22 protein-coding genes and 1 tRNA gene are annotated in these 22,501 nt (G+C 74.2%); 12 read left to right on the forward strand and 11 right to left on the reverse strand.

All coding sequences use genetic code 11. The features are described 5' to 3' along the window. Positions 1-218 precede the first annotated feature (218 nt). From VM242_06635 to trpA, 3 genes are read left to right on the forward strand one after another with little or no spacing between them, the layout of a single operon-like run. Complete coding sequence (locus VM242_06635; protein HVM04827.1) at positions 219-863, forward strand: phosphoribosylanthranilate isomerase; 645 nt, start codon at positions 219-221, stop codon at positions 861-863. Positions 864-888: 25 nt separating this feature from the next. Continuing rightward, positions 889-2,109, forward strand: a complete 1,221-nt coding sequence (gene trpB / locus VM242_06640; protein ID HVM04828.1) for a tryptophan synthase subunit beta — start codon at positions 889-891, stop codon at positions 2,107-2,109. Positions 2,110-2,113: 4 nt separating this feature from the next. Continuing rightward, on the forward strand, positions 2,114-2,890 hold the full coding sequence (gene trpA, locus VM242_06645) for a tryptophan synthase subunit alpha (GenBank protein HVM04829.1): 777 nt from the start codon (positions 2,114-2,116) through the stop codon (positions 2,888-2,890). A gap of 81 nt (positions 2,891-2,971) precedes the next feature. Here the strand turns inward: trpA and ftsH are convergent, their stop codons facing one another. Then, the gene (gene ftsH, locus VM242_06650; protein ID HVM04830.1) at positions 2,972-4,807 is read right to left on the reverse strand and encodes an ATP-dependent zinc metalloprotease FtsH; all 1,836 of its coding nucleotides are present in this window, start codon (positions 4,805-4,807) and stop codon (positions 2,972-2,974) included. A gap of 230 nt (positions 4,808-5,037) precedes the next feature. Here ftsH and VM242_06655 point away from each other — a divergent pair, with 230 nt between their 5' ends. After that, a complete protein-coding gene (locus tag VM242_06655; protein ID HVM04831.1) occupies positions 5,038-6,255 on the forward strand; it encodes a DEAD/DEAH box helicase in 1,218 nt (405 codons plus the stop codon). An 87-nt stretch (positions 6,256-6,342) separates the two neighbouring features. Here VM242_06655 and VM242_06660 read toward each other — a convergent pair whose 3' ends face one another. Genes VM242_06660 through VM242_06675 form a run of 4 tightly spaced genes read right to left on the reverse strand, consistent with a single transcriptional unit; the run spans position 6,343 to position 7,766 of the window. Further along, complete coding sequence (locus tag VM242_06660; protein HVM04832.1) at positions 6,343-6,756, reverse strand: type II toxin-antitoxin system VapC family toxin; 414 nt, start codon at positions 6,754-6,756, stop codon at positions 6,343-6,345. 3 nt (positions 6,757-6,759) lie between these two features. Continuing rightward, positions 6,760-7,062 carry an AbrB/MazE/SpoVT family DNA-binding domain-containing protein gene (locus VM242_06665; protein ID HVM04833.1) on the reverse strand — a complete coding sequence of 101 codons (303 nt, stop codon included), beginning with the start codon at positions 7,060-7,062 and terminating at the stop codon, positions 6,760-6,762. Between the two features lie 39 nt (positions 7,063-7,101). After that, entirely contained in the window at positions 7,102-7,491 is a 390-nt protein-coding gene (locus VM242_06670; protein HVM04834.1) for a type II toxin-antitoxin system VapC family toxin, read from the reverse strand. Continuing rightward, complete coding sequence (locus VM242_06675; GenBank protein HVM04835.1) at positions 7,491-7,766, reverse strand: type II toxin-antitoxin system prevent-host-death family antitoxin; 276 nt, start codon at positions 7,764-7,766, stop codon at positions 7,491-7,493. The genes VM242_06670 and VM242_06675 overlap by 1 nt, the downstream gene beginning before the upstream one ends. Before the next feature lie 46 nt (positions 7,767-7,812). On the opposite strand from VM242_06675, the gene bcp reads away from it, so the two are divergent. Further along, complete coding sequence (gene bcp, locus VM242_06680; GenBank protein ID HVM04836.1) at positions 7,813-8,280, forward strand: thioredoxin-dependent thiol peroxidase; 468 nt, start codon at positions 7,813-7,815, stop codon at positions 8,278-8,280. A gap of 33 nt (positions 8,281-8,313) precedes the next feature. Here the strand turns inward: bcp and VM242_06685 are convergent, their stop codons facing one another. Further along, entirely contained in the window at positions 8,314-8,703 is a 390-nt protein-coding gene (locus VM242_06685) for a J domain-containing protein (GenBank protein HVM04837.1), read from the reverse strand. A gap of 229 nt (positions 8,704-8,932) precedes the next feature. Between VM242_06685 and VM242_06690 the strand changes: the two genes are divergently transcribed. Continuing rightward, positions 8,933-9,097, forward strand: a complete 165-nt coding sequence (locus VM242_06690) for a hypothetical protein (GenBank protein ID HVM04838.1) — start codon at positions 8,933-8,935, stop codon at positions 9,095-9,097. 22 nt (positions 9,098-9,119) lie between these two features. Here the strand turns inward: VM242_06690 and VM242_06695 are convergent, their stop codons facing one another. Both VM242_06695 and VM242_06700 read right to left on the reverse strand, forming a co-directional pair. Then, positions 9,120-10,061 (reverse strand): endonuclease/exonuclease/phosphatase family protein, encoded by a 942-nt coding sequence (locus VM242_06695; protein HVM04839.1) that lies wholly within the window; start codon positions 10,059-10,061, stop codon positions 9,120-9,122. A 21-nt stretch (positions 10,062-10,082) separates the two neighbouring features. Further along, positions 10,083-10,165, reverse strand: a tRNA-Leu gene (locus tag VM242_06700). A gap of 64 nt (positions 10,166-10,229) precedes the next feature. Between VM242_06700 and VM242_06705 the strand changes: the two genes are divergently transcribed. After that, positions 10,230-12,296, forward strand: coding sequence for a prolyl oligopeptidase family serine peptidase (locus VM242_06705; GenBank protein HVM04840.1), 2,067 nt, complete (start codon positions 10,230-10,232; stop codon positions 12,294-12,296). On the opposite strand, the gene VM242_06710 is transcribed toward VM242_06705, so the two are convergent. Then, positions 12,297-13,001, reverse strand: coding sequence for an MBL fold metallo-hydrolase (locus VM242_06710; GenBank protein ID HVM04841.1), 705 nt, complete (start codon positions 12,999-13,001; stop codon positions 12,297-12,299). A 132-nt stretch (positions 13,002-13,133) separates the two neighbouring features. Here VM242_06710 and VM242_06715 point away from each other — a divergent pair, with 132 nt between their 5' ends. Then, positions 13,134-15,050 carry a superoxide dismutase family protein gene (locus VM242_06715; protein HVM04842.1) on the forward strand — a complete coding sequence of 639 codons (1,917 nt, stop codon included), beginning with the start codon at positions 13,134-13,136 and terminating at the stop codon, positions 15,048-15,050. Between the two features lie 82 nt (positions 15,051-15,132). On the opposite strand, the gene VM242_06720 is transcribed toward VM242_06715, so the two are convergent. Beyond that, entirely contained in the window at positions 15,133-16,485 is a 1,353-nt protein-coding gene (locus VM242_06720) for an EamA family transporter (protein HVM04843.1), read from the reverse strand. A 61-nt stretch (positions 16,486-16,546) separates the two neighbouring features. Here VM242_06720 and VM242_06725 point away from each other — a divergent pair, with 61 nt between their 5' ends. Next, complete coding sequence (locus VM242_06725; GenBank protein HVM04844.1) at positions 16,547-16,840, forward strand: hypothetical protein; 294 nt, start codon at positions 16,547-16,549, stop codon at positions 16,838-16,840. A gap of 24 nt (positions 16,841-16,864) precedes the next feature. Next, the gene (locus VM242_06730) at positions 16,865-17,443 is read left to right on the forward strand and encodes a response regulator (protein HVM04845.1); all 579 of its coding nucleotides are present in this window, start codon (positions 16,865-16,867) and stop codon (positions 17,441-17,443) included. Positions 17,444-17,678: 235 nt separating this feature from the next. Here the strand turns inward: VM242_06730 and VM242_06735 are convergent, their stop codons facing one another. Further along, on the reverse strand, positions 17,679-18,344 hold the full coding sequence (locus tag VM242_06735) for a metal-dependent transcriptional regulator (protein ID HVM04846.1): 666 nt from the start codon (positions 18,342-18,344) through the stop codon (positions 17,679-17,681). A 72-nt stretch (positions 18,345-18,416) separates the two neighbouring features. On the opposite strand from VM242_06735, the gene polA reads away from it, so the two are divergent. Then, entirely contained in the window at positions 18,417-21,122 is a 2,706-nt protein-coding gene (gene polA, locus VM242_06740) for a DNA polymerase I (GenBank protein HVM04847.1), read from the forward strand. Positions 21,123-21,394: 272 nt separating this feature from the next. Further along, the gene (locus VM242_06745; GenBank protein HVM04848.1) at positions 21,395-22,342 is read left to right on the forward strand and encodes a type IV toxin-antitoxin system AbiEi family antitoxin; all 948 of its coding nucleotides are present in this window, start codon (positions 21,395-21,397) and stop codon (positions 22,340-22,342) included. The last annotated feature ends 159 nt before the right edge of the window (positions 22,343-22,501 follow it).

Raw genomic sequence — 22,501 nt, forward strand, 5'->3', positions numbered from 1 at the left:
GCCGACGACACGATGACCTGAGCCAGCTCACGCACTCCGTCGCGGCGCTCATCGCGAGATCGTGGAGCGCGGGAGAGCCCGCCGCCCGGGCAGGCCTGCGCGGCGGCACCGACGAGCGGGAGGCCGCCGGCGCGATGGCACGCGCCGGGTGACGGTGAAGCTCGGGCGGCGGCCGGGGTCCTGAGCGGCGGGCTGCCCGCCCGCTCTACGATGAACCCGTGCCCACGCGCATCAAGCACTGCGGGATCACGAACCTCGACGACGCCCACCGGGCGGCCGAGGCCGGGGCGTGGGCGCTGGGGATGATCTTCTGGGCGGGCTCGCCGCGGCGCTGCGAGCTCGACGAGGCGCAGATCATCGGGTCGGCGCTGCGGCGCACGGTGCACCTCACGGGCGTCTTCGTCAACGCGCGGCTGGAGGAGATCGACCTCGTCGTGCAGGCGGCGGGGCTCGAGCTCGTGCAGCTGCACGGCGACGAGGGCCCCGTGTTCTGCAGCGAGGTCGCGCGCCGCACCGGGGCGAAGGTCATCAAGGCCGTGCGCGTGCAGTCGCGCGCGACGCTGCAGGCGGCGGCGGCCTACCACACCGACTTCCTGCTGCTCGACGCCCACGTCGAGGGCGTTCCCGGCGGCACCGGGCAGACGATCGACTGGGAGCTCGTGCGCCGGGCCAGGCTCGCGGCGCCGATCATCCTCAGCGGCGGGCTGAACGCCGGCAACGTCGCCGCCGCGATCGCCGCGACCGCGCCGTTCGCCGTCGACGTCGCGAGCGGCACCGAGGCGGCGCCCGGCCGCAAGGATCCGGCGAAGCTGCACGCCTTCCACGAGGCCGTCCGCGGCGCCGAGCTCGCGCAGGCGTCATGAGCGCCGTCGCCACCACGATGGCGCGATGACCGAGCGCGGCCCGGTCGTCGAGGCCGGGGTGGAGCATCGCTTCGGCCCCTACGGCGGCCAGTACGTCCCCGAGACGCTCATGCCGGCGCTCGCCGAGCTCGAGGTCGCCTGGGTCGCGGTCAGAGACGACGCCGGATACAAGGCACACCTCGGCGGCCTGCTGCGCGACTTCGCCGGGCGCCCGACGCCGCTGTACCTCGCCGAGCGCCTCTCCGAGCTTGCCGGCCGCGAGATCTGGCTCAAGCGCGAGGACCTCATGCACACCGGCTCGCACAAGCTCAACAATGCCCTCGGCCAGGCGCTGCTCGCCAAGCGGATGGGCAAGAACCGGATCATCGCCGAGACCGGCGCCGGCCAGCACGGCGTCGCCACCGCCACGGCCGCCGCCATGTTCGGCTTCGAGTGCGTGGTCTACATGGGCGAGGTGGACGTCGAGCGCCAGGCCCTCAACGTGTTCCGCATGCGCCTGCTGGGCGCCGAGGTGCGGCCCGTGGCCTCGGGGAGCCGCACGCTCAAGGACGCCATCAACGAGGCCCTGCGCGACTGGGTCGCCTCGGTGGAGACGACCCACTACTGCCTGGGCTCGGTCACCGGCCCCCACCCCTACCCGTGGATGATCCGCGAGCTCCAGCGGGTCATCGGCGACGAGGCGCGCGGCCAGTGCCGCGCCCTGCTCGGCGGTGCCGATCCCGACTACGTGGTGGCGTGCGTGGGCGGCGGGTCCAACGCGGCGGGCACCTTCGCCGGCTTCGTCGACACGGGTGCCCGGCTGGTGGGCGTGGAGCCGGCCGGCGGCGCGGCGGTCGGCCGCGGGATCCCCGGCGTCGTCCACGGCTCGCTGTCCCAGCTCCTCCAGGACGAGCACGGGCAGGTCCTCGAGGCCCACTCCGTGTCGGCCGGCCTCGACTACCCGGGCGTGGGCCCCGAGCACGCCCACCTGGCCGACGTGGGCCGGGCCCGCTACGTCCCCGCCGCCGACGCCGAGGTGCTCGACGCCCTCCAGCTGCTCGCCACCACCGAGGGGATCATCCCGGCCCTGGAGCCGGCCCACGCCGTGGCGTGGGTGATCCGGGCGGCCGGCACCGCCGAGCTGCCCACCGGCTCCACCGTGCTCGTCACCATGTCGGGCCGGGGCGACAAGGACGCCGAGCACGTGATGAAGACGGTTCACCTCGCGACCACGCGCCAGGTGCCGGCGCGCGCCAGCGCGAGGTGAACCGGTGACGGGGGCCCTCGAGGCGCACCTGCGGGCCCGCCGCGACGCCGGCGCCAAGCTGCTCGTGCCCTACGTCACCGGCGGGCTGGGGGAGCGGTGGACCGAGGTGCTGGCCGCCATGGCGGCCGCCGGCGCCGACGCCGTCGAGATCGGCATCCCCTTCTCCGACCCGGTGATGGACGGCCCGACCATCCAGGAGGCCTCGCAGCGGGCGCTCGACCTGGGCACCACCCCGGCGTCCGTCCTGGCCGCCGTGCCCGCCGACGTGCCCGTCCCCCTCGTGGTGATGACCTACTACAACATCGTCTACCGGGCCGGGCACGAGCGCTTCGCCGGCTCCCTCCGCCGGGCCGGCGTCGTTGGCGCCATCGTCCCCGACGTCCCCCTCGAGGAGCTGGGCCCGTGGGCGGCGGCGGCCGCCGGCGAGGACGTCGAGACGGTCCTCCTGGCGTCGCCGGTCACCCCCGACGACCGCCTGGCCCGCCTGTGCGAACGCTCCCGCGGCTTCGTCTACGGGGTGAGCGTCATGGGCATCACCGGCGAGCGCCGGAGCCTGGCCGCCTCGGGGGCCGTGCTGGCCAAGCGGCTCAAGGCCCACACCGACAAGCCCGTGCTCTTGGGCTTCGGCGTCTCCACGCCGGACCACGCCGTCGAGGCGTCGGCTGAGGCGGACGGCGTGATCGTCGCCTCCGCCCTGATGCGCCGCCTGCTGGACGGCGCGTCGCCCGACGAGATCGGCGACGTGGTCGCCGACTTCCGGGCCGCCCTCGACCGCGGCTGAAGCCCGGGCGCGCCACCGGCCGGCCCCGCGCTCGGGCCGGCCGGTGGTCGGGGCGGGACGGGCCCGCCGGGGCGCTCGCTCCTACAGCTCGCGGCGGTCGACGGCGTAGGCCGGGGACAGCAGGCCGTGGCGGCCGGCCAGCACCGACAGCTGCACACCGGTGACCGTCTCCTCCCGGAGCAGCTCGGCCACCAGGTCCTCCAGCAGGGGGACGTTGGCGGCGATCAGGTCGCGGGCGGTGTCGATGGCCTGCTGGAGGAGGCGGTCGACGGCCTCGCCGATGCGGTCGGCCTGGCCGCTTCCCAGCTGGGCGTAGGTGGCCCGGCTGGTGGGGCCCAGCTCGCTCATGCCGAACTCGGTGACCATGGAGAGGGCGAGCGACGTGGCCGAGGCGAAGTCGCTGGCCGCGCCCTGGGTGAAGTCGCCGTCCAGGTGGTGCTCCTCGGCGGCCCGGCCGGCCATGGCGACCACCAGGCGGGCCTCCGCCTCCGATCGGGTGAGGAACGAGTTGTCGTTGCCGCCCATCCACGTCACGCCGCCGGCCTGGCCGCGGGGGACGATGGTGACGGACACGGGATCGTCGGCGTGGGGGAGCAGCAGGGCGGCGACGGCGTGGCCCGCCTCGTGCCAGGCGGTGATCCGCCGGTCCCGCTCGGTGACGACGGCCGACACCCGGGCCCGGCCCATGACGGCGGTGGCCAGGGCGGCCTGGAGGTGGGCGTTGGTGATGGTCTGCGAGCCGCTGCGGGCCGCCTCCAGAGCCGCCTCGTTCATCAGCAGGGCGAGGTCGGCGCCGGTGAGGCCGGGGGTCCGGCGGGCCAGGGCGACCAGGTCGACGTCGCGGTCCAGGCGGCGCTCCCGGGCGTAGAGCTCCAGGATCTTGGTGCGGCCGACCCGGTCGGGGGCGGGGACGGTCACCCGCCGGTCGAAGCGGCCCGGCCGGGTCAGGGCGGCGTCGAGGACGTCGGCCCGGTTGGTGGCGGCCAGCACGATGACGCCGGAGTCGCTGAACCCGTCCATCTCGACCAGCAGCTGGTTGAGCGTGTTCTCCCGCTCCTCGTTCCCGCTGCCGCTCGACTGGCTGCTGCGGGCCTTGCCGACGGCGTCGATCTCGTCGATGAAGATGATCGCCCGGCCGTGCTTGCGGGCGGCGGTGAACACCTGGCGGACCCGGGAGGCGCCGACGCCGACGAACGTCTCGACGAAGTCGGACCCCGACAGGGCGAAGAACGGCACGCCGGCCTCGCCGGCCACGGCCCGGGCCAGCAGGGTCTTGCCCGTCCCCGGGGGGCCCACCAGCAGCACGCCCCGCGGCATGCGGGCACCGGCGGCGGTGAACCGGTCGGGGTCGGTGAGGAACTCGACGATCTCCTTGACCTCGGCGACGGCCTCCTCGACGCCGGCCACGTCGGCGAAGCGGGTGTCGGGCACCTCGGTGGGCTCACGGCGCGACTTGTTGAGCTTGCCGACGTTCATGCCCATCCGGGGGCCCATGAAGAAGATGAAGAAGGCGATCAGGAGGCCGACGGGCAGGAGGCTGAGGAGCAGGCTGCCCCACATGGAGCCCGCCTTGTTGGGCGAGGCCGTGACCTTGACGTCGTACTCGATGGCCGTGTTGGTGAGCTCGGGCCCCGAGCCCACGGGGTAGGCGGTCTGCACCTCGGTGCCGTTGTTCAGGATCAGGGTGGCGCGGCGGGACCCGTCGTTGAGGTGGAGCCGGCCGACCTTGCCCTCCTTGATGGCCTGGACCGCGCCGGAGAGCGTCACCTCCGGGGTCTTCTTCTTGGAGGACGCCCCGCCGGGCAGGTTGAAGAGGACGAAGAGGACGACGACGAACAGGGCGACGACACCGGCGATCTGCCAGCGGCTGGCCCGTGACTTCTGTCGCTGCGGTCCGTGCTGTCCGGGGGGAGGCATGCGCATGGTCGGCCTTTCTGGCGAGCGAGGCGACTCTCCATCTTCCCAGTGTTCGTCGGCATCGAACGGGCCGGATTTGAGCAGTTCACCGCATCTTCAACGAGGAATCGCCCTGTCCGCTACGCTGGGTGGTGTGAGCGCGCAGGGAGCGCTGCTCGCGGGCTCACCTCATGTCCTCCTGTGTTCGGGTGCGAGGCGGGGCCCACCCAGAAGACCAGGAGTGACAGACGTTGCAGACGACCTTCGCCGCGCTCGGCGTGTCGGACGACCTGGTGGCCGCACTGGCTGCCCAGGGGATCACCGACCCCTTCCCGATCCAGGCCCTCACCCTCCGGGACGCCCTCGCCGGGCGTGACGTGTGCGGGAAGGCCAAGACGGGGTCCGGCAAGACCCTGGCGTTCGGCCTGGCCCTCCTCGAGCGCATCCGCACGTCGCCCCCCGGCCGGCCCGACTCGCTGGTGCTGGTGCCCACGCGCGAGCTGGCCGTCCAGGTGACCAAGGTCCTCGAGCCGCTGGCCGCCGTGCGGGGCCGCAAGGTGGTCGCCGTCTACGGCGGCGCCAGCATGGAGCGCCAGATCAAGGCGGTGAAGGAGGGCGCCGACATCGTCGTCGCCACACCGGGCCGCCTGATCGACCTGGGCGAGCGGGGTGCGGTCAGCGTGGCCGGCGTGTCCATCATCGTCCTCGACGAGGCCGACCGCATGGCCGACATGGGGTTCCTGCCCCAGGTCGAGTGGTTCCTGCGCCGCGTCGAGTCCGACCACCAGACGCTGCTGTTCTCCGCCACCCTCGACGGCGACATCGACCACGTGGTCAAGACGTACCTGCGCGACCCCGTGCGCCACGAGGTCCACTCCGACCAGCCGACGGTCGAGGAGATGACCCACCGCTTCCTCAAGGTGCACCAGATGGACAAGCCCAAGGTGTGCGCCGCCGTGGCCCGCTCGCAGAAGCGGACGCTGGTGTTCGCGCGCACCAAGCGGGGCGCCGACCGCCTGGCCGCGCAGCTCGAGCGGGAGGGCGTGAAGGTCGGCATCATCCACGGCGACCTCCGCCAGCAGCAGCGGGAGCGGGCGCTGAAGGACTTCTCCGCCGGGAAGCTGCCCGTCCTGGTCGCCACCGACGTGGCCGCCCGGGGCATCCACGTCGAGGGCATCGACGTGGTCATCCACTACGACCCGCCGGAGGACCACAAGGCCTACCTGCACCGCTCGGGGCGCACGGCGCGCGCCGGCGAGGAGGGTGTCGTCGTGACCCTGGTGCTCTGGGACCAGGAGCTGGAGGTCGAGCGGCTCCAGAAGCGGGTCGGCGTGCGCCAGCCCCTGGTCGAGGTCTTCTCGAACGACCCCCGCCTCGCCGACCTCACCGCGTGGGACCCGGCCGAGAGCGACGATGCGCCGCCGGCGCCGCGGCCCAAGGCGACGTCGGGAGGCCGGCGCACCCGCTGACGGGCGCACCGGAGGCCGACCGCCGGGGACGCGCTCGTCGTGCGGTACCCACGTACCCACGAACCCGGCCCGTCGACGCCGGAGGGCTCACGTGTCCGGGGCGAGAAGACGCACCTTCGGGAAGTACGCCCGGTAGCGGGCGGGATCCCGGATGAGCAGATCGAAACCTTCGACCGCGGCGTGCGCGCCGATGAAGAAGTCGGGCAGGGGTGTCGATGCCGTGCCCCGGTCACGGCGGTAGGCCAGGAAGGCCTTGCCGGCGAGGAAGGCGGCTGCCCATGGAAGGGGAGCCCGCCTGAAGTGCTCGGGGCCGAGAGCGTCGTCGAGGTCCTCGATCCGCGAGAACCGGACCGACACCTCTGCGTAGACGATCGGATTGATGAAGAGCGGGCCCGATTCCGCCGCTGCCGCCAGCCCTCCGGACGACCACTCCAGCCAGGTGGCGTCCTCGGTGAAGACGTCGAGCAGGACGTTGGAGTCGACGAGGGTCCCGGCTGCCACCGGTCAGTCGGCGCGGGTGAGCGCCATGATCTCGTCCGTGGTCATCGGGACGTCGCCGCGCCCACGCAGGCGTTCGGCCAACCGGCTCCCGCGATGGCTTCCGGTCCGGGCCTTTCGGACCACGATCGTGTCGCGTCGGCGTTCGAACTCGACTTCGGTGCCAGCTCCGATCCCGAGGGCATCCCGCAGCGCCTTCGGGATCGTGACCTGTCCCTTCTCCGTGACTCTCAGAGTAGGAATCCTACCGGTCGAACTCCTACCAAGCTGGCCGCCGCTCCGGTTCCACGACGCGCCGACGACCTTCATCGCGCCATCCGCTCACGCAGGACGTGAAGACGGCCTCCCTCACGCCGGCGCTGCAGTGGGGATGCCGAGGCGGGCCGCCGCGGCGATCATCCCGTCGTCGTACGTGACGAGTTCGCGGAGCTCCGACTCGAAGCGCTTCACCGTCGCGAGGTGGATCGCGTCGAGGGTCCGCAGCTCGCCTGGTTCCAGCGTCGCGGCAGCGGCCAGCACGCGATCGTTGATCCGAGCGAGCTCGATGTGAGCCAGGACCGACCGACCCGCCGCGACGGCTGACGAGCCGGCGGGCAGGAGCGCGCGTACCACCTCCGCACGGGCGAGCGCGCTGGAGACGAGTGGTCGTCTGCGCCGCAGGTGGCGACGGAGGGCCGCCGACTCCGGCTCGGCCACGGCCAGCTTCACGATCGCCGACGAATCGAGGTACGTCACCATCAGCGCTCGCCGCGGCGGAGGCGAGCCAGCACCTGCGACGGCAGCTCCGATCCGGCGGGCAGCACCAGCGGCGGTGGAAGGCCGTTGATGTCGCCCGAAGCCGCCTCGATCTCGCCGGCGGCGCGCATGCGCTCGAGCGCGTTCCCCGCCGGAACCGGCGTGAGGAGGGCGACCGGGCGCCCGCGATCGGTGATCTCGATCGTCTCGCCCTGTTCGACGAGCCGCAGCAGTTCACTGGCCCGCTGCCGGAGCTCGCGGACGCCGACTCGGGCCATGCGCTACTTGTAGCACAATCGAGGGGCGGGGTGATAGGTTCCGGTGATGCCGCTCGAGCCGGGTGACAAAGCCCCCGACTTCACCCTGATCGACCAGCACGGCGACCCCTTCTCGCTCCAGAGGTCGCTGAAGGAGCGCAAGGCCCGCCACCTGGTCTACTTCTACCCGAAGGCCGGCACGCCCGGGTGCACCGCCCAGTCGTGCGGCCTGCGGGACGTGGCCGGTGCGGTGGGCGGCACGGTGATCGTGGGGATCAGCCCCGACAAGCCTGCCCGCCAGGCGAAGTTCGACGAGAAGTACGGGCTCGGCTTCCCGCTGCTGGCCGACGAGGACCACGCCGTGGCCGAGGCCTACGAGGTCTGGGCCGAGAAGAGCATGTACGGCCGGAAGTACATGGGCATCGTGCGGTCGGCGTTCCTCGTGGACGTGGACGGCACGATCGTCGAGGCGTGGTACAAGGTCTCGCCCAAGGACACGGCCACCAACCTGGCGGAGGCCCTTTCCACCCGCTGATCCCGGACCGGTCAGCGGACCCGAGACGATCGGTCAGCCGGACCGACGGCGTCCCACCAGCCAGCCGAGACGGTAGGCGAACCCGCCGTCCTTCTCGCCCGCCTCGGCCGCCAGCCGGGCCAGGCGCGAGCGGGCCGCCGCCCGGCCCAGGCGGTGCAGCGGCGGTTCGGGCGAACCCGCGGTCCGGGCGCGGTCCGGCTCGTCCGGGCGCCCCCGGGACGACCCCCGCTCGGCCAGGATCGCCTGGTAGGCGTCGGTGAGCTGAGCCATGGCCCGGTCGGCCTCCCGCCGAACCGCGTCGGGACGCCCCTCATGGAGGTCGGGGTGGAGCAGCATGGACCGGGCGCGGTAGGCGGCACGGACCTCGTCGTCGCCTGCCGTGCGGGCGACGCCGAGCACGGCGTAGTGGTCGGGCGCCGTCACGGCAGGCCCAGGGAAGGCACCCCACCAGTGTGGCGCGCCGGAGCCGCCTCGAACCCGGCAAGAAGGTCGTAACCCGATCGTCCCTTGGATTTCGGGCGTCCTTCGCGTACCCTTCCGACGTCATGGCTGACGCTTCGCGGGTGTTCCCCCGCCCCGTACCGGCGCCCGTCGCCGCTCCCTCGAAGCTCGGCCACCGGTCCGAACGGCGGGCGAGGAGCAGTCTCTTCCCATGATCCGCACGGCCTTGATCGCCTGGGTCGCGGCATCCGTCCCGTGCAGCGTCCTGCTCGGGCGGATGTGCCGCGAGGCGTCGGCCCCCCTCACCGGCTGGGGCGGCGATGCCGTCCCCCGCCCCGTTGTGGTCGCCCCGCCGCGGGCCGTCGCCCACCTGTAGCCGGCCCCGGACGGCGCCGGCTTCAGCGGCGGCAGGGCCCGACGTCGGCGGACACGCCGCGGTGGTCCGACCCGGTGATCGTGAAGCGCCCGCTGCCTCCCGCGCACCACTGGCGGGAGACGAAGACGTGGTCGATCCGCAGCAGGAACGGCCGGTACCTGGTCGAGACGTAGGTGGGGCCCGCCGGCGAGGCGCGGCCGGCGTCGCGCAGCGCCCCTTCCAGGCGGCGGTAGGCCCACGTCCGGTCGGAGAGGTTGAAGTCGCCGACGACCAGCGTCGGGGACGCCTCGCCGTCGACGGCGCGCAGCAGGGCGGCGACCATGGCCCGTTGCTCGAGCAGGGGTGAGCGCACCGCGCCGCGCGGCCGGGGCCGGCGCAGGTGGACGCTGTAGAGGACGACGGGGCCCGAGGGCGCCGACACCTGCCACCGGCTGACGCGGTCGTCCACCGGTGCCCCCGGGAGCCCGGACAGGAAGCGGACCGGGAAGCGGGAGAACACGGCGTGCGACGACTGCGGCGAGAGTTCGCCGTGGGGGAAGTGGGGCTCGAGCGCCTCGTCCATGCCGGTCGGCGCCTCCACGACCACCACCAGGTCGGGAGACCGGGCGCGCACGTCGTCCGCCGCGGCCACCGGAGAGGCGTTCCCGGCGTACGCGTTGACACCGACGACCCGGATCGGCTCGGACGGGGCCGGGCCGCCGGCCGGCAGCCACGGCCCGAACACGGCGACGGCGCCCATCGCCAGCACCGAGCCGGTCGCCACCACGAAGACGGGGCGGCGGGTGAGGAGGAAGGCGGCGAGGGCGAGGACGGCCACGCCGGCGACGACGGCCGGGAGCCCGGTGGCGACCACGTCGAGCAGCGACGCCGTGTCGCGCACGACGAACCACGTCCACGGGAGGGCGGCGGCCACCAGCGAGGGGAGTGCCCGCCGCAGCGCCGGCCGCCGGTCGGTTGTCTCCATCGACCAATCCTCCCGCCGGCGTGCCCGAGGTGGGACTCGAACCCACACGCCCCGAAGGACAGTGGCTTTTGAGGCCACCGCGTCTGCCGTTCCGCCACTCGGGCGAGCGCAGAGGAGCGTACCTGCGCCGGGGACCACCGCCCCGGCCGTGGTGGGAGGATGGCACGGATGCGCTACCCCCCGGCCCGCCGCCAGGACAACGTCGAGCACCTCCACGGGCGGGCGGTCGCCGACCCGTACCGGTGGCTGGAGGACCCGACCTCGGAGGAGACGCAGGCGTGGAGCGCGGCCCAGGACCGACTGGCCCGGTCGTTCCTCGACGCCCTACCGGGCCGCGACCACCTGCGGGCCCGCCTCCACGAGCTGCTGGCCGCCGGCCTCGTCACGGTGCCGGTGCACCGCGGCGACCGGGCGTTCTTCACGCGCCGCTCGCCCGGCCAGGAGCACGCCGTGCTGGTCGTGCGCCACGGCGACGGCGCCGAGCGGGTGCTGGTCGACCCCAGCGCCCTGAGCGACGACGACAGCGTCACCCTCGACTCCTGGGCCCCCTCCGACGAGGGCGACCGCCTCGCCTACCAGCTCTCCGAGGGGGGCGACGAGGAGGCGTCCCTGTGGGTCGTCGACGTGGAGTCGGGCAAGGTGCTGGACGGGCCTGTCGACCGGGTGCGGTACTCGGCGGTGGCGTGGATGCCGGGCGGCGACGAGCTGTTCGTGGTCCGCCGCCTCCCGCCGTCGGAGGTGCCCGAGGGCGACGAGCAGTTCCACCGCCGGGTGTACCGCCACCGCGTCGGCGCCGACCCGGCGGGCGACGAGCTCGTCTTCGGGGACGGCCGCGACAAGACGGAGTACTACTCGCTGGACGTGTCGCCCGACGGGCGCTGGCTGGTGGTGGGGGCGTCGAAGGGCACCGCCCCCCGCAACGAGGTGCACCTCTGCGACCTGGCCGCCGCCGACGCCACGCCCCGTTGGCGGGTGGTGCAGGAGGGCGTGGACGCGTGGACCGACGCCAGCTTCCACCACGACGGCCGTCTGTGGCTGCTCACCAACGACGGCGCCCCACGCGGCCGCCTGGCCGTCACCGACCCTGAGGCGCTGGGCCCGTGGGTGGACGTGGTCCCCGAGTCGGGGGCCGTGCTGGACGACTTCGCCGTCACCGACGGCGCCGTGGTGGTGGTGTCGACGTCGCACGCCGTGGCCCGCGTGCACGTCCACGACCTGGCCACCGGCGCCGTGCGCTACGAGGTGCCGCTCCCCGGCCTGGGCACGGTCGGTGGCGTGCGGGCCCGGCCCGAGGGCGGCTCGGAGGTGTGGATCGGCTACGCCGACTTCGTGCAGCCACCGGCCGTCCACCACTGCGACCTGCGGGACGCCACCGTGTCCCTGTGGGAGGACGCACCGGGGCGGGTGGCGGTACCCGGCGTGACCGCTCGCCAGGTCACCTACGAGTCGCGGGACGGGACCGAGGTGCGCATGTTCGTGCTCTCGTCGGGGGACGGGAGCGGGCCCCGCCCCACCATCCTCTACGGGTACGGCGGCTTCAACGTCCCGCTCACGCCCGGGTACAGCGCGGCGATCCTGGCGTGGGTGGAGCAGGGCGGCGTGTACGCCGTCGCCAACCTGCGGGGCGGCAGCGAGGAGGGGGAGGCGTGGCACCGGGCCGGGATGCGCGAGCACAAGCAGAACGTGTTCGACGACTTCGCCGCCGCCGCCCGGTGGCTGGTCGACAGCGGCACGACCACGCCCGAGCGCCTCGGGACCAGCGGCGGCAGCAACGGCGGCCTGCTGGTCGGGGCGGCCGTCACCCAGCACCCGGGCCTGTTCGCCGCCGCCGTGTGCAGCGCACCCCTCCTCGACATGGTGCGCTACGAGCGGTTCGGCCTGGGGACGACGTGGAACGACGAGTACGGCCGGGCCGACGATCCCGAGGAGCTGGGCTGGCTGGTGTCGTACTCGCCGTACCACGCGGTGCGGGAGGGCGTCCGCTACCCCGCCGTGCTCTTCACCGTTTTCGACGCCGACACCCGGGTCGACCCCCTCCACGCCCGCAAGATGTGCGCCGCCCTCCAGGCGGCGACGACGGCGCCGTTGGAGGAGGCGCCGGTGCTGCTGCGGCGCGAGCAGAAGGTCGGCCACTCGGCCCGGTCGGTCAGCCGCACGGTGGAGCTGACCGTCGACACCATGTCGTTCCTGGCCGACCGCCTCGGCCTCGCCCTGCCGGGGGCCGGCGGGCCCTAGTCAGCCGCCCCGCTCGGTCGTCGGTGCGGGGAGCCCCGGCAGCCCCTGGAGGAACGGGTTGGTCCGCCGCTCGTGGCCGACCGTCGTGGTCCCGCCGTGGCCGGGCAGCACGTGCACGTCGTCTTGCAGGGGCAGGATCTTCTCGGTCATGGAGGCCAGCAGCTCGTCCATCGAGCCGCCCGGGAGGTCGGTGCGGCCGATCGACCCCTTGAAGAGGTGGTCGCCGCTGAACAGGACCGGCGCCTCGCCGTCGACCTCGAGGAGGAAGCACGTCGAGCCCGTGGTGTGCCCGGGGGTGTGGAGGGCGGTGAAGGTCAGGCCCGCACCCGACACCCGCTGGCCGTCGTCCAGGCCGGACACCAGCTCGGGCGGGTGGAGGTCGAGCCCCGACGCCTCCAGCGCCTTGCCCAGCAGGGCGCCGGTGCCCACGGGGTCCAGCAGCATGTGGCGGTCGCCGTCGTGGAGGTGGACGGGCACGGGACCGGGCGACGACCGCACGACGGTGGGGATGCCACCGACGTGGTCGACGTGGCCGTGGGTGGCGAGGAGGGCGACGAGCCGCATCCCGTGCTCGGCGATCCGGGCCAGGAGGGCCGACGGCTCGGGCGGCGCGTCGACCAGCACGCACTCGCCGCCCGGGCCCTGCGGTGCGACGATCCAGGCGTTGGTCCGGGCCAGCCACAGCGGGATGCCCTCGATCAGCATGGCCGGTCGACGCTACGCGAGAACGGCCGGGGCGACGGGACACGACGAGGTGGATTAGGAAGGGAACCGTCGAGCCGGCCACGGTGACGGGCGCTGCGAGGCCCTGCGACGGACAACGGAGAGGTGGACCGCATGGGAGAACGACGCGTACGACCCGGCCGAGTCGCCGCGGCAGTGGTGGTGCTGGGGGCGGTCGCGGCGGGAGGCGTCGGCCCCCTGGAGCCGGCGCCGGCAGGGGCGGTGACCGTCCCCCCGCCGGCGCAGGCCAGGGCGGTCCTGCGGGACGCCGCGGGGGCCGAGCGCGGTGGCGTCCTGTTCACCCAGGAGGGGGCGCATCTCCGCGTCCAGGTGGCGGCCAGCCAGCTGAGCCCCGGATGGCACGGATTCCACGTCCACGCCGTCGGGAACTGCACGGTCGGCGACCCGGCCTCGCCGTTCACCGCCGCCGGCGGGCACCTCGGCTCGGGCGCCCCCCTGAACCAGGGCCACGGCGCCCACGACGGCGACCTGCCCCTGCTGTACGTCCCCGCCAACGGCGTCGCCCGCGCCGCGTTCCGCACCGACAACCTCACCATGTCCCAGCTGCTCGACGCCGACGGTACCGCGGTGATCATCCACGCCAACCCCGACAACTACGCCCACATCCCGGCCGACCCGAACCGGTACCGGCGGGCGCCGTTCGGGGAGACGGACACGGGGCCCGACGCCGCCACCCTCAACACGGGTGACGCCGGCGGGCGCCAGCGCTGCGGCCTCGTCCAGAGCGGCGGGCTGGGCTTCGCCGACGCCGGGTACTGGCTCCTGGGGGCCGACGGCAAGGTCCACGAGTTCGGGAACGCCGCCCAGCACGGCTCGACGGCCGACCTGCGCCTGAACCAGCCCGCCATCGGCCTGGCGCCGAGCCCCTCCCGCCGCGGCTACTGGGTGGCGGCCGGCGACGGCGGAGTGTTCGGGTTCGGCGACGCCGGGTTCCACGGCTCGACCGGCGCCCTCCGGCTCAACCGGCCGATCGTCGACATCGCCGCCCCGGCAGCCGGCGCCGCCGCCGTCCTGCGCGACACCGCCGGTTCCGCCCTCGGCCACGTGACGCTCACCGACGAGGGCGGCCCGCTGCGCGTGGAGGTCGTCGCCCGGGGGCTGAGCCCGGGCTGGCACGGCTTCCACGTCCACGCCGTCGGCAACTGCTCGGTCGGCGACCCGGCCAACCCGTTCACCGCCGCCGGCGGGCACCTCGGCTCCGGCGCGCCGCTCAACCAGGGCCACGGCGGGCACGACGGCGACCTGCCGTTGCTGTACGCCAACGCCGACGGTGTGGCGCGGGCCAGCTTCCGCACGGACAACCTGACGCTCGCCCAGCTGCTCGACGCCGACGGCAGCGCGCTGGTCGTCCACGCCAACGCCGACAACTACGCCCACATCCCGGCCGACGCCGCTCGCTACCGCAAGGCGCCCTTCGGGGAGGCCGACGTCGGCCCCGACACCGCCACCCTGGCCACCGGCGACTCGGGCGCCCGGCGGCGCTGCGGCGTGGTCCGCCGCACCGGCCAGGGCTACTGGCTGGTGGCCTCCGACGGCGGTGTGTTCGCCTTCGGCGACGCCCGCTTCGCCGGCTCCACCGGCGCCCTGCGGCTCAACCGGCCGGTGAACGGGATGGCACCCACCCCCACGGGCGACGGCTACTGGCTGGTGGCCGACGACGGCGGGGTGTTCGCCTTCGGCGACGCCGCGTTCCACGGGTCGACGGGGGCGCTCACCCTGCGCTCGCCCGTGGTCGGCATGGCGTCCACCCCCACCGGTCAGGGCTACTGGCTGGTGGCGGCCGACGGCGGCGTCTTCGCCGTCGGCGACGCCGCCTTCTGGGGCAGCACGGGCGACATCCGCCTGGCGGCGCCCGTCGTCGCCATGGAGGCGACGCCCACCGGCGGCGGCTACTGGCTGTTCGCGGCCGACGGCGGCGTCTTCGCCTTCGGAGACGCCGAGTTCGCCGGCGCCGGCGCCTCCAAGGGTCTCCGGGCTCCCGCCCGGGACGCCGCCGGCTGGACCACCTGACCGCCACCACGACGACCACGTTCTTGTAGCGGGAACGACTCGGATCCGGGTCGTTCCCGGTACAGGTTCGGAGACGGGCCGGTCAGTGGCCGGGCCCGCCGCCCCGGTGGGCGGCCACGAAGCGCTCGACGGCCTCCACCGACGCCTCGCCGGCGTCACCGCACACCAGGCGGTGCTGCCAGGCGGTGGCGACGACGGGCGACGGGAGCTCGGGGTTGGGCGCCACCGCCACGTCGTCGGCGGCGAGCGCCTCCAGGCGGGCGCGGCCGGTGGCGTCGAGGCCCTTGTGCTGCACCACCACGCCGCCCTCCTCCAGCACCGCCACCTGGACGGGGCGGGGGAGGGGCTCGCTCTGCACGCCCCCGACGCCGCCGCCGGCCAGGTGCGGGCCCGACGTCGGCGGGTCGGTGGCGTAGGACGGCTCGGGCGCGCCGGGCAGCACGTGGCGGACGCTGCCCGGGTCGAGCGCCTCCTGCACCTCCGGCCCGCACGAGCCGCCGCCTCCGCTACCGCCACCGCCGGCGCAGCCGCCGAGGAGGAGGAGCGCCAGCACGGCGGCCACCACCGGGCCGGGCCGCAGGCGCCGGAACCGCTCCTGGATCATGGCCATGCCGGCGATGGTGAGGGCGCCGCCGACGACCAGCCGGACGTGGAAGCGCTCGTGGAGGAACACCACCCCGACGGTGACGGCCACGATGGGGACGAGGTACGTGACCAGGGAGGCGCGGGTCGACCCCACGTCGGCGATCGACCGGTAGTTGACGACGTAGGCGATGCCCGTGCCCACCGCACCCAGCAGGGCGACGGCCGCCAGCTGGCGCGGCGTGGGCGAGAAGCCGTCGTCCACGCTGGTGGCCAGGGCCAGGGGCGCCGACAGCACGGCACCCGTCACCAGCTGGCCGCAGGCGGCGACGAGCGGAGCGGTGTTCGTGAGGTGGCGCTGGGCGTACACGAAGCTGAAGCCGTAGCAGGCCGACGCGGCCAGGGCGGCGGCGATCCCCGCGCCCGACGACGAGACGAAGTCCGAGGTCCCCGTCCCCGAGGCGACGGCGACGCCGCCGAAGCCGATCACCAGCCCGGCCACCTGCGGACGGCGCAGCCGCTCGCCCAGCCCGATGGCGGCGGCCACCGCGGTGAACAGGCCGGTGGTGGCGTTGACGACGGCGGTGAGCGCGGAGGTGATGTGCTGCTCGCCCCACGCCAGCAGGGTGAACGGCACGGCGCTGTACGCCAGCCCCATCACCGCGAAGTGCCGCCAGGACCGCAGGTCGCGGGGGAGGGAGGCGCCGGTGGCCTTCAGGACGGCGAGCATCACGACGGTGCCGAGGGCGATGCGGGCGAACGCCACCGTCGCCGGCGTCATGCCGCCCAGCGCCACCTTGATCAGGAGGAACGACCAGCCCCAGATCAGGGCCAGCAGCACGACACGCCGCACCCGCCGACCCTAGGCGGGCCCGTCGGGGCCCCCGCTCGCCGCTCCCGCATACACTCGACGCGTGTTCCAGGCCTCCGTCGAACGCCGTCTCCGCCAGACGACGGCGCGCCTGCGCAAGGCGAGGGAGGAGCTGGCCGTCATCGACGAGCAGCTGGCGGCGCTGGCCGAGGAGGCCGACGACCTTGCTGTCCGGGCGCTCGTGGGCGACTCCCCGATGACCGAGCGCCAGTCCCGCGAGGCGCAGAGCCACGTGGAGGCCATGACCCGCAGCCGGGCCGCCACCGTCGCCATCATCGCCGACCTCGAGCGCACCATGGACGAGCTGCTGGACAAGTTCGTCCCCGGTGCCCGCTGACCCGAAGGAGCGAGCTCTTTGGCCGTGCGAGTGGTGATCGCGGAGGACGAGGCCGTCATCCGCCTCGACCTCAAGGAGATCCTGGAGGAGGAGGGCTACGACGTGGTGGGCGAGACGGGCCGGGGCGACGAGGCCGTCGAGCTGGTGCGCCAGACGTCGCCCGACCTGGCCATCCTCGACATCCGGATGCCCGGCATGGACGGGCTGGCGGCGGCCCGGGAGATCGCCGGTGAGCGGCGCGCCGCCGTGCTGATCCTCACCGCGTTCAGCCAGCGCAACCTCATCGAGGAGGCCCGGGACGCGGGCGCCCTGGCCTACCTGGTCAAGCCGTTCCAGACCAGCGAGCTGATCCCGGCCATCGAGGTCGCCCTCGGCCGCTTCCACGAGCTCCAGGCGCTGGAGAACGAGAACCGCAGCCTGGAGGACCAGCTGGAGACCCGCCGGGTGGTCGACCGGGCCAAGGGCATGCTCATGGACCGCCACGGCATGCGGGAGGGCGACGCATTCCGGTTCATCCAGCAGACCGCCATGCGCGAGCGCCAGACCATGAAGGCGGTCGCCCGGCGCATCATCGACGGCGAGCTGACCCCCCCCGCCGGGTAGCGTTTCGACCTCATTCGTTCGCTCCGCTCACTCCATTCGGTCGAGTTGGATCGTGCTCCGGCGGGCGAGCGGAGCTCGCCCACCTCCGCCCTGTCCTCTCTCGGTGTCCGCAGCCGTCGAGGCCGCCTGCGGCGGCGAGTGCGGCCACGGACCTGGCGCGGCTGCGAACGCGGCGACGATCGCGAAGAACCAGCCGGCCCTCCGGCTGCGCCCGGTGGCGGCCGCCGGTCGAAGCTCAGGCGGTGACGACGAACAGCTGGCTGGCCAGGGCGGGCCCCAGGGCGATGGTGCCGTCGCCCACCTCGAGGGTGAGGGTCCCGTCGGGCGCCCTGGCGCTCACCCGGGCGGCGGTGCCGGGCACGAACCCGTTGAGGCTGAGGTAGGTGAGCGACTCGAAGTCGATCTCGACCTGCTCGGTCACCCGCTCCAGGCGCACCCGGTCGCCGGGGCCGAAGTCGGCCAGCGCCACCAGGTCGGCCTCGAAGGGCGCGCCCTCGGTGCCGGGGATGGGGTTCCCGTGGGGGCAGGTGGTGGGGTTGCCGAGCAGGGTGGTCAGCCGCTCCTCCACCTCGTCGGAGATCACGTGCTCCCAGCGGCACGCCTCGACGTGGGCCTTGTGCCAGGGCAGCCCGATCACGTCGGTCAACAGGCGCTCGGCCAGCCGGTGCTTGCGGACCACGCTCTCGGCCAGGTGGCGGCCCTTGTCGGTGAGCATCACCGCCCGCTCGACGACCTCCACGTAGCCGTCGGCCCGCAGGCGGCGGACCATCTCCGACACCGACGGGGCCGAGTGGCCCAGGCGCTCGGCCAGCCGGGCCTGGATGCACACCGTCCCCTCCTCCTCGAGCTCGTGGATCGCCTCGAGGTACTCCTCCAGCGGGGGGTGGAAGCCGTCGGACATGGCGCCCATGCTACCGACCGGAGTGGCCCCGGTCCGGCCCGCGGCGGCGGTGCGAGCCGTAGCATCGGTCCGATGGCGAAGATCCTGCTCCTCGACGGCAACAGCCTGGCCTACCGGGCGTTCTTCGCCCTCCCCACCGACATGGCCACCGCGTCGGGCCAGGTCACCAACGCCGTATTCGGCTTCACCTCGATGCTGGTGAACCTCCTCAAGGACCACGAGCCGGACGCGATCGCCGTCGCCTTCGACCGTCCCGAGCCCACCTTCCGGCACTCGCTCGTCAAGAACTACAAGGCGGGCCGGGCCGAGGCGCCCGACGTCCTGCGCCAGCAGATGGGCCTCGTCCGCCAGGTGGTGGAGACGCTGCGCATCCCCCTCCTCGAGGTCCCCGGCTACGAGGCGGACGACGTCATCGCCACCCTCGCCACCCAGGCCCGGGACCGGGGCGACGACGTCATCGTGGTCACCGGCGACCGCGACGAGTACCAGCTGGTGGAGGACCCCCACGTGAAGGTCCTCTACAACCGGCGGGGGGTGAGCGACTACGCCCTCTACGACGAGGCCGGCATCGTCGACCGCACGGGCGTGACCCCGGAGAAGTACCCCGAGTACGCCGCCCTGCGGGGCGACACGTCGGACAACCTGCCGGGCGTCCCCGGCGTGGGCGAGAAGACGGCGGCCAGGCTCATCAACACCTACGGCGACCTCGACGGCGTGTTCGCCAACGTCGACAAGTGCACGCCCAAGCTGCGGGAGTCGCTCATCGCCCACGAGGCCCAGGTCCGCAGCAACGCCAAGGCCACGCCGCTGGTGCGGGACGTGCCGCTCGAGTGCGCCGTCGACGACCTGAGGATGGGGGGCTTCGACCTCGACGAGGTCCGCACCCTGTTCAACTTCCTCGAGTTCCGGACCCTGTGGGACCGCCTCCTGGACGCCGTCGGGGGCCCGGCGGCGGTGGAGGCGGCGGCCACGGCGGCGGCCCCTGGGGCGGTGCTGGCCGTCGACGTGGCCCGGGTGGCCTCGCCGGAGGAGGCGGTGGGCGTGGTCGGGCGGCTGGCCTCGGGCACGGGGCCTTTGGCCGCCGAGATCGCCTGGACGGCGGCCGAGGGGCGGTCCGACCTGGCCGGCCTCGCCCTGGCCGAGGCGCCGGAGGGCGACGGGGCGACGCCGGTCGTGTGGTTGGGCGCCACGCTCCTCGACGACCCCGCCGTGGCCGTCGCCCTCGGGCGCCTCTTCGGCCGCCACGGTCGGCCCCTGGACGCCCACCGGGCCAAGGAGCTGATGCGGGGCCTGGACCGCCACGGCGTGGACGTGCGCGACCTCGACCTGGACACGGCGGTGGCCGCCTACCTCGTCGACCCGGCGGAGACGGCGTACCTGCTGGAGGACCTGGCCAGCCGCTACGCCGGCGTCGACCTGCGGGGCCCCGGCGCACCGCCCCCGGGCCAGCTGGACCTGGACGGGACGGCCAGCGACACGGCCGAGACGACGGCCCGGCGGGCCGGCGCCGTCGCCCGCCTGGCGCCCGCCCTGGCCCACGCCCTCGACGCCCGCGGCCTGCGCCGCCTCTACGACGACGTGGAGCGCCCGCTGGTCCGGGTGCTGGCGAAGATGGAGAAGGTGGGCGTTCGGGTGGACGTGCCCGCCCTGCGGGCGCTGTCCGAGGCGCTGGCCGCCGAGTGCCGCACCCTGGACACCGAGATCCAGGAGATGGTCGGCCACCCGTTCGTCGTCAACTCCACCAAGCAGCTGCGGGCCGTGTTGTTCGACGAGCTCGGCCTCCAGCCGCAGAAGAAGACCAAGACGGGCTTCTCCACCGACGCCGCCTCCCTGGAGAAGCTCAAGGGCCAGCACCCGGTCATCGACAAGCTCCTGCGGTACCGGGAGGTCGAGAAGCTGCGGTCCACCTACGGAGAGGCGCTGCTGGCCGAGGTGGCGGCCGACGGCCGCATCCACGCCACCTTCCAGCAGACCGTCGCCCGCACCGGCCGGCTGTCGTCCGACCGCCCCAACCTCCACAACATCCCGACGCGGACCGAGGAGGGGCACCGCTTCCGCAAGGCGTTCGTCCCCGAGGAGGGGTGGCAGTTCCTCATCGCCGACTACAACCAGATCGAGCTGCGGGTCATCGCCCACCTGGCCGAGGACCCGGGCCTCATCGACGCCTTCGAGTCGTCGACCGACATCCACACCGCCACCGCGGCGCGGATCTTCGGCGTGGACGCCGACGGGGTGACCCGGGCCATGCGGTCCAAGGCCAAGATGGTCTCCTACGGGCTGGCCTACGGCATGGAGAGCTACGGCCTGGCCCAGCGCCTGGGCATCCCCGTCGACGAGGCGTCTCAGATCCTGGCCGCCTACTTCCAGGCGTTCCCCAACGTGAAGGCGTACATGGAGCGCACCGTCACCGAGGCCCGGGACCGGGGCTACACCGAGACCCTGTTCGGCCGGCGCCGCCAGATCCCCGAGCTGTCGTCGCTCAACTACCGCATCCGCCAAGCGGGGGAGCGCCAGGCCATGAACGCCGGGATCCAGGGCCTGGCCGCCGACATCTTCAAGGTCGCCCTGGTCCGCCTGGACGCCACGCTGGAGCGGGAGGGCCTGGCCAGCCGCGTCGTCCTCCAGGTCCACGACGAGGTGATCCTGGAGGTGCCCGAGGGCGAGCGCGACGAGGCGGCCGAGGCGACCCTCGACGCCATGCGCCACGCCTGCGACCTGCGGGTGCCGCTGGAGGTCAACCTCTCCTGGGGCCCCAACTGGGCCGACGCCAAGCACTGACCGGCCGGAGCGGGCGGGCTCCGGCGGGGCGCGCGCCGGGCTTCGGGCGGGCTCCCGGCGGGGTCGCCCGCCGTTCCGGCGGCAAGAACGGGCGAATAGCGCCCCATTCTGCCGCCGGAACCGACCGACCGGCCCCGCCAGGTGTCAGGCCCCGGTCGCCACCGCCCACCGTCGTTCCGGCGGCAAGAACGGGCGAATAGCGCCCCTTTCTGCCGCCGGAACCGACCGACCGGCCCCGCCAGGTGTCACAGGGCCGCGCCACGCTTGGGCCCGTGACGAACTCGACCCACACCGAGCGCCGCCTGGCGCGCATCTCCCGGCGGCAGCTCGGGCTGATCACCAACGAGCAGGTCCTGGCCGCCGGGCTGTCCGTCGATGCCAGGAAGCGCCGGGTCAGGTCGGGGCGGTGGATCGCCGTCGCTCCCGGGGTCGTGGCGGTGGCGGGAACGGCGGCGACGTGGCGGCAGCGCACTCTCGCCGCGATCCTGGCCGCGGGGCCGGGGGCGGTTGCCTCCCACACCACCGCGGCGGCGCTGTTCGGGCTGTCGAGCTGCCCGTTCCGGGAGGTCGAGATCACCGTTCCGCGCGGGCGGTCACACCGCAGCCGGTTGGCAACCGTCCACGAGGCCCGGCACCTGCCCCGGTGCGACGTGACGACCGTCGACCGCATCCCGGTCACCCACCCGGCGCGGACGCTCGTCGATCTCGCCGGCCGCGTGCCGCGAACGGTACTCGAGGACGCCGTCGACGACGCTCTGGTCCGCGGGCTCACCACCCTGCCGCGGCTGCGGGCCCGGCTCGACGCGCTGGGCGGCTCCGGGCGGACCGGCTCCGCTCTGCTCCGGTCCGTGCTCTCCTGCTGGGACACGGGCGAGATGCCCGAGGAGGTGGCCGAGGCGCGCCTGCGGCGGCGCCTCCTCGCCCACGGGTTGCCGGAGCCGGCGGTCCAGCACGACGTCCACGACGCCGAGGGGCGGTTCGTGGCCCGGCCCGATCTCGCCTACCCGGAGGCACGCGTCGCCGTCGAGCTCGACGGGTTCCGCTGGCACGGCACGCCCCGCCGGTTCGCCATCGACCGGGCGCGAGCCCGGCGCCTCGCCGCCCTCGGGTGGCTCGTGGTGCCGGCCACACCAGCGGATCTGGCCGGTTCGGGCGACGAGCTGGCCGCCCAGATCGCCTCGGCCCTCCGCGAGGCTCCGGCGGCAAGAAAGGGCGCATAGCGCCCCTCCCTGCCGCCGGAACCGAACGGGCTGTCCCCGACCGGCCGACCAGCCGCGGAGGGGTCGCATCGGCCCTCGCGCCCCAAGTCCCGGCGGCAAGAAAGGGCGCATAGCCCCTCCCTGCCGCCGGAACCGGCCCCCCGGCAACCAGGCCGCCGT

Source organism: Acidimicrobiales bacterium (assembly GCA_035540975.1).
GTDB lineage: Bacteria > Actinomycetota > Acidimicrobiia > Acidimicrobiales.

What these genes read in the sequence shown, in the direction of transcription:
- trpB (HVM04828.1), top strand. Translation starts at nt 889, where the DNA reads ATGACCGAGCGCGGCCCGGTCGTCGAGGCCGGGGTGGAGCATCGCTTC.
- ftsH (HVM04830.1), bottom strand. Translation starts at nt 4,807, where the DNA reads ATGCCTCCCCCCGGACAGCACGGACCGCAGCGACAGAAGTCACGGGCC.
- VM242_06665 (HVM04833.1), bottom strand. Translation starts at nt 7,062, where the DNA reads ATGAAGGTCGTCGGCGCGTCGTGGAACCGGAGCGGCGGCCAGCTTGGT.
- VM242_06670 (HVM04834.1), bottom strand. Translation starts at nt 7,491, where the DNA reads ATGGTGACGTACCTCGATTCGTCGGCGATCGTGAAGCTGGCCGTGGCC.
- VM242_06675 (HVM04835.1), bottom strand. Translation starts at nt 7,766, where the DNA reads ATGGCCCGAGTCGGCGTCCGCGAGCTCCGGCAGCGGGCCAGTGAACTG.
- bcp (HVM04836.1), top strand. Translation starts at nt 7,813, where the DNA reads ATGCCGCTCGAGCCGGGTGACAAAGCCCCCGACTTCACCCTGATCGAC.
- VM242_06690 (HVM04838.1), top strand. Translation starts at nt 8,933, where the DNA reads ATGATCCGCACGGCCTTGATCGCCTGGGTCGCGGCATCCGTCCCGTGC.
- VM242_06695 (HVM04839.1), bottom strand. Translation starts at nt 10,061, where the DNA reads ATGGAGACAACCGACCGGCGGCCGGCGCTGCGGCGGGCACTCCCCTCG.
- VM242_06705 (HVM04840.1), top strand. Translation starts at nt 10,230, where the DNA reads ATGCGCTACCCCCCGGCCCGCCGCCAGGACAACGTCGAGCACCTCCAC.
- VM242_06710 (HVM04841.1), bottom strand. Translation starts at nt 13,001, where the DNA reads ATGCTGATCGAGGGCATCCCGCTGTGGCTGGCCCGGACCAACGCCTGG.
- VM242_06715 (HVM04842.1), top strand. Translation starts at nt 13,134, where the DNA reads ATGGGAGAACGACGCGTACGACCCGGCCGAGTCGCCGCGGCAGTGGTG.
- VM242_06735 (HVM04846.1), bottom strand. Translation starts at nt 18,344, where the DNA reads ATGTCCGACGGCTTCCACCCCCCGCTGGAGGAGTACCTCGAGGCGATC.
- polA (HVM04847.1), top strand. Translation starts at nt 18,417, where the DNA reads ATGGCGAAGATCCTGCTCCTCGACGGCAACAGCCTGGCCTACCGGGCG.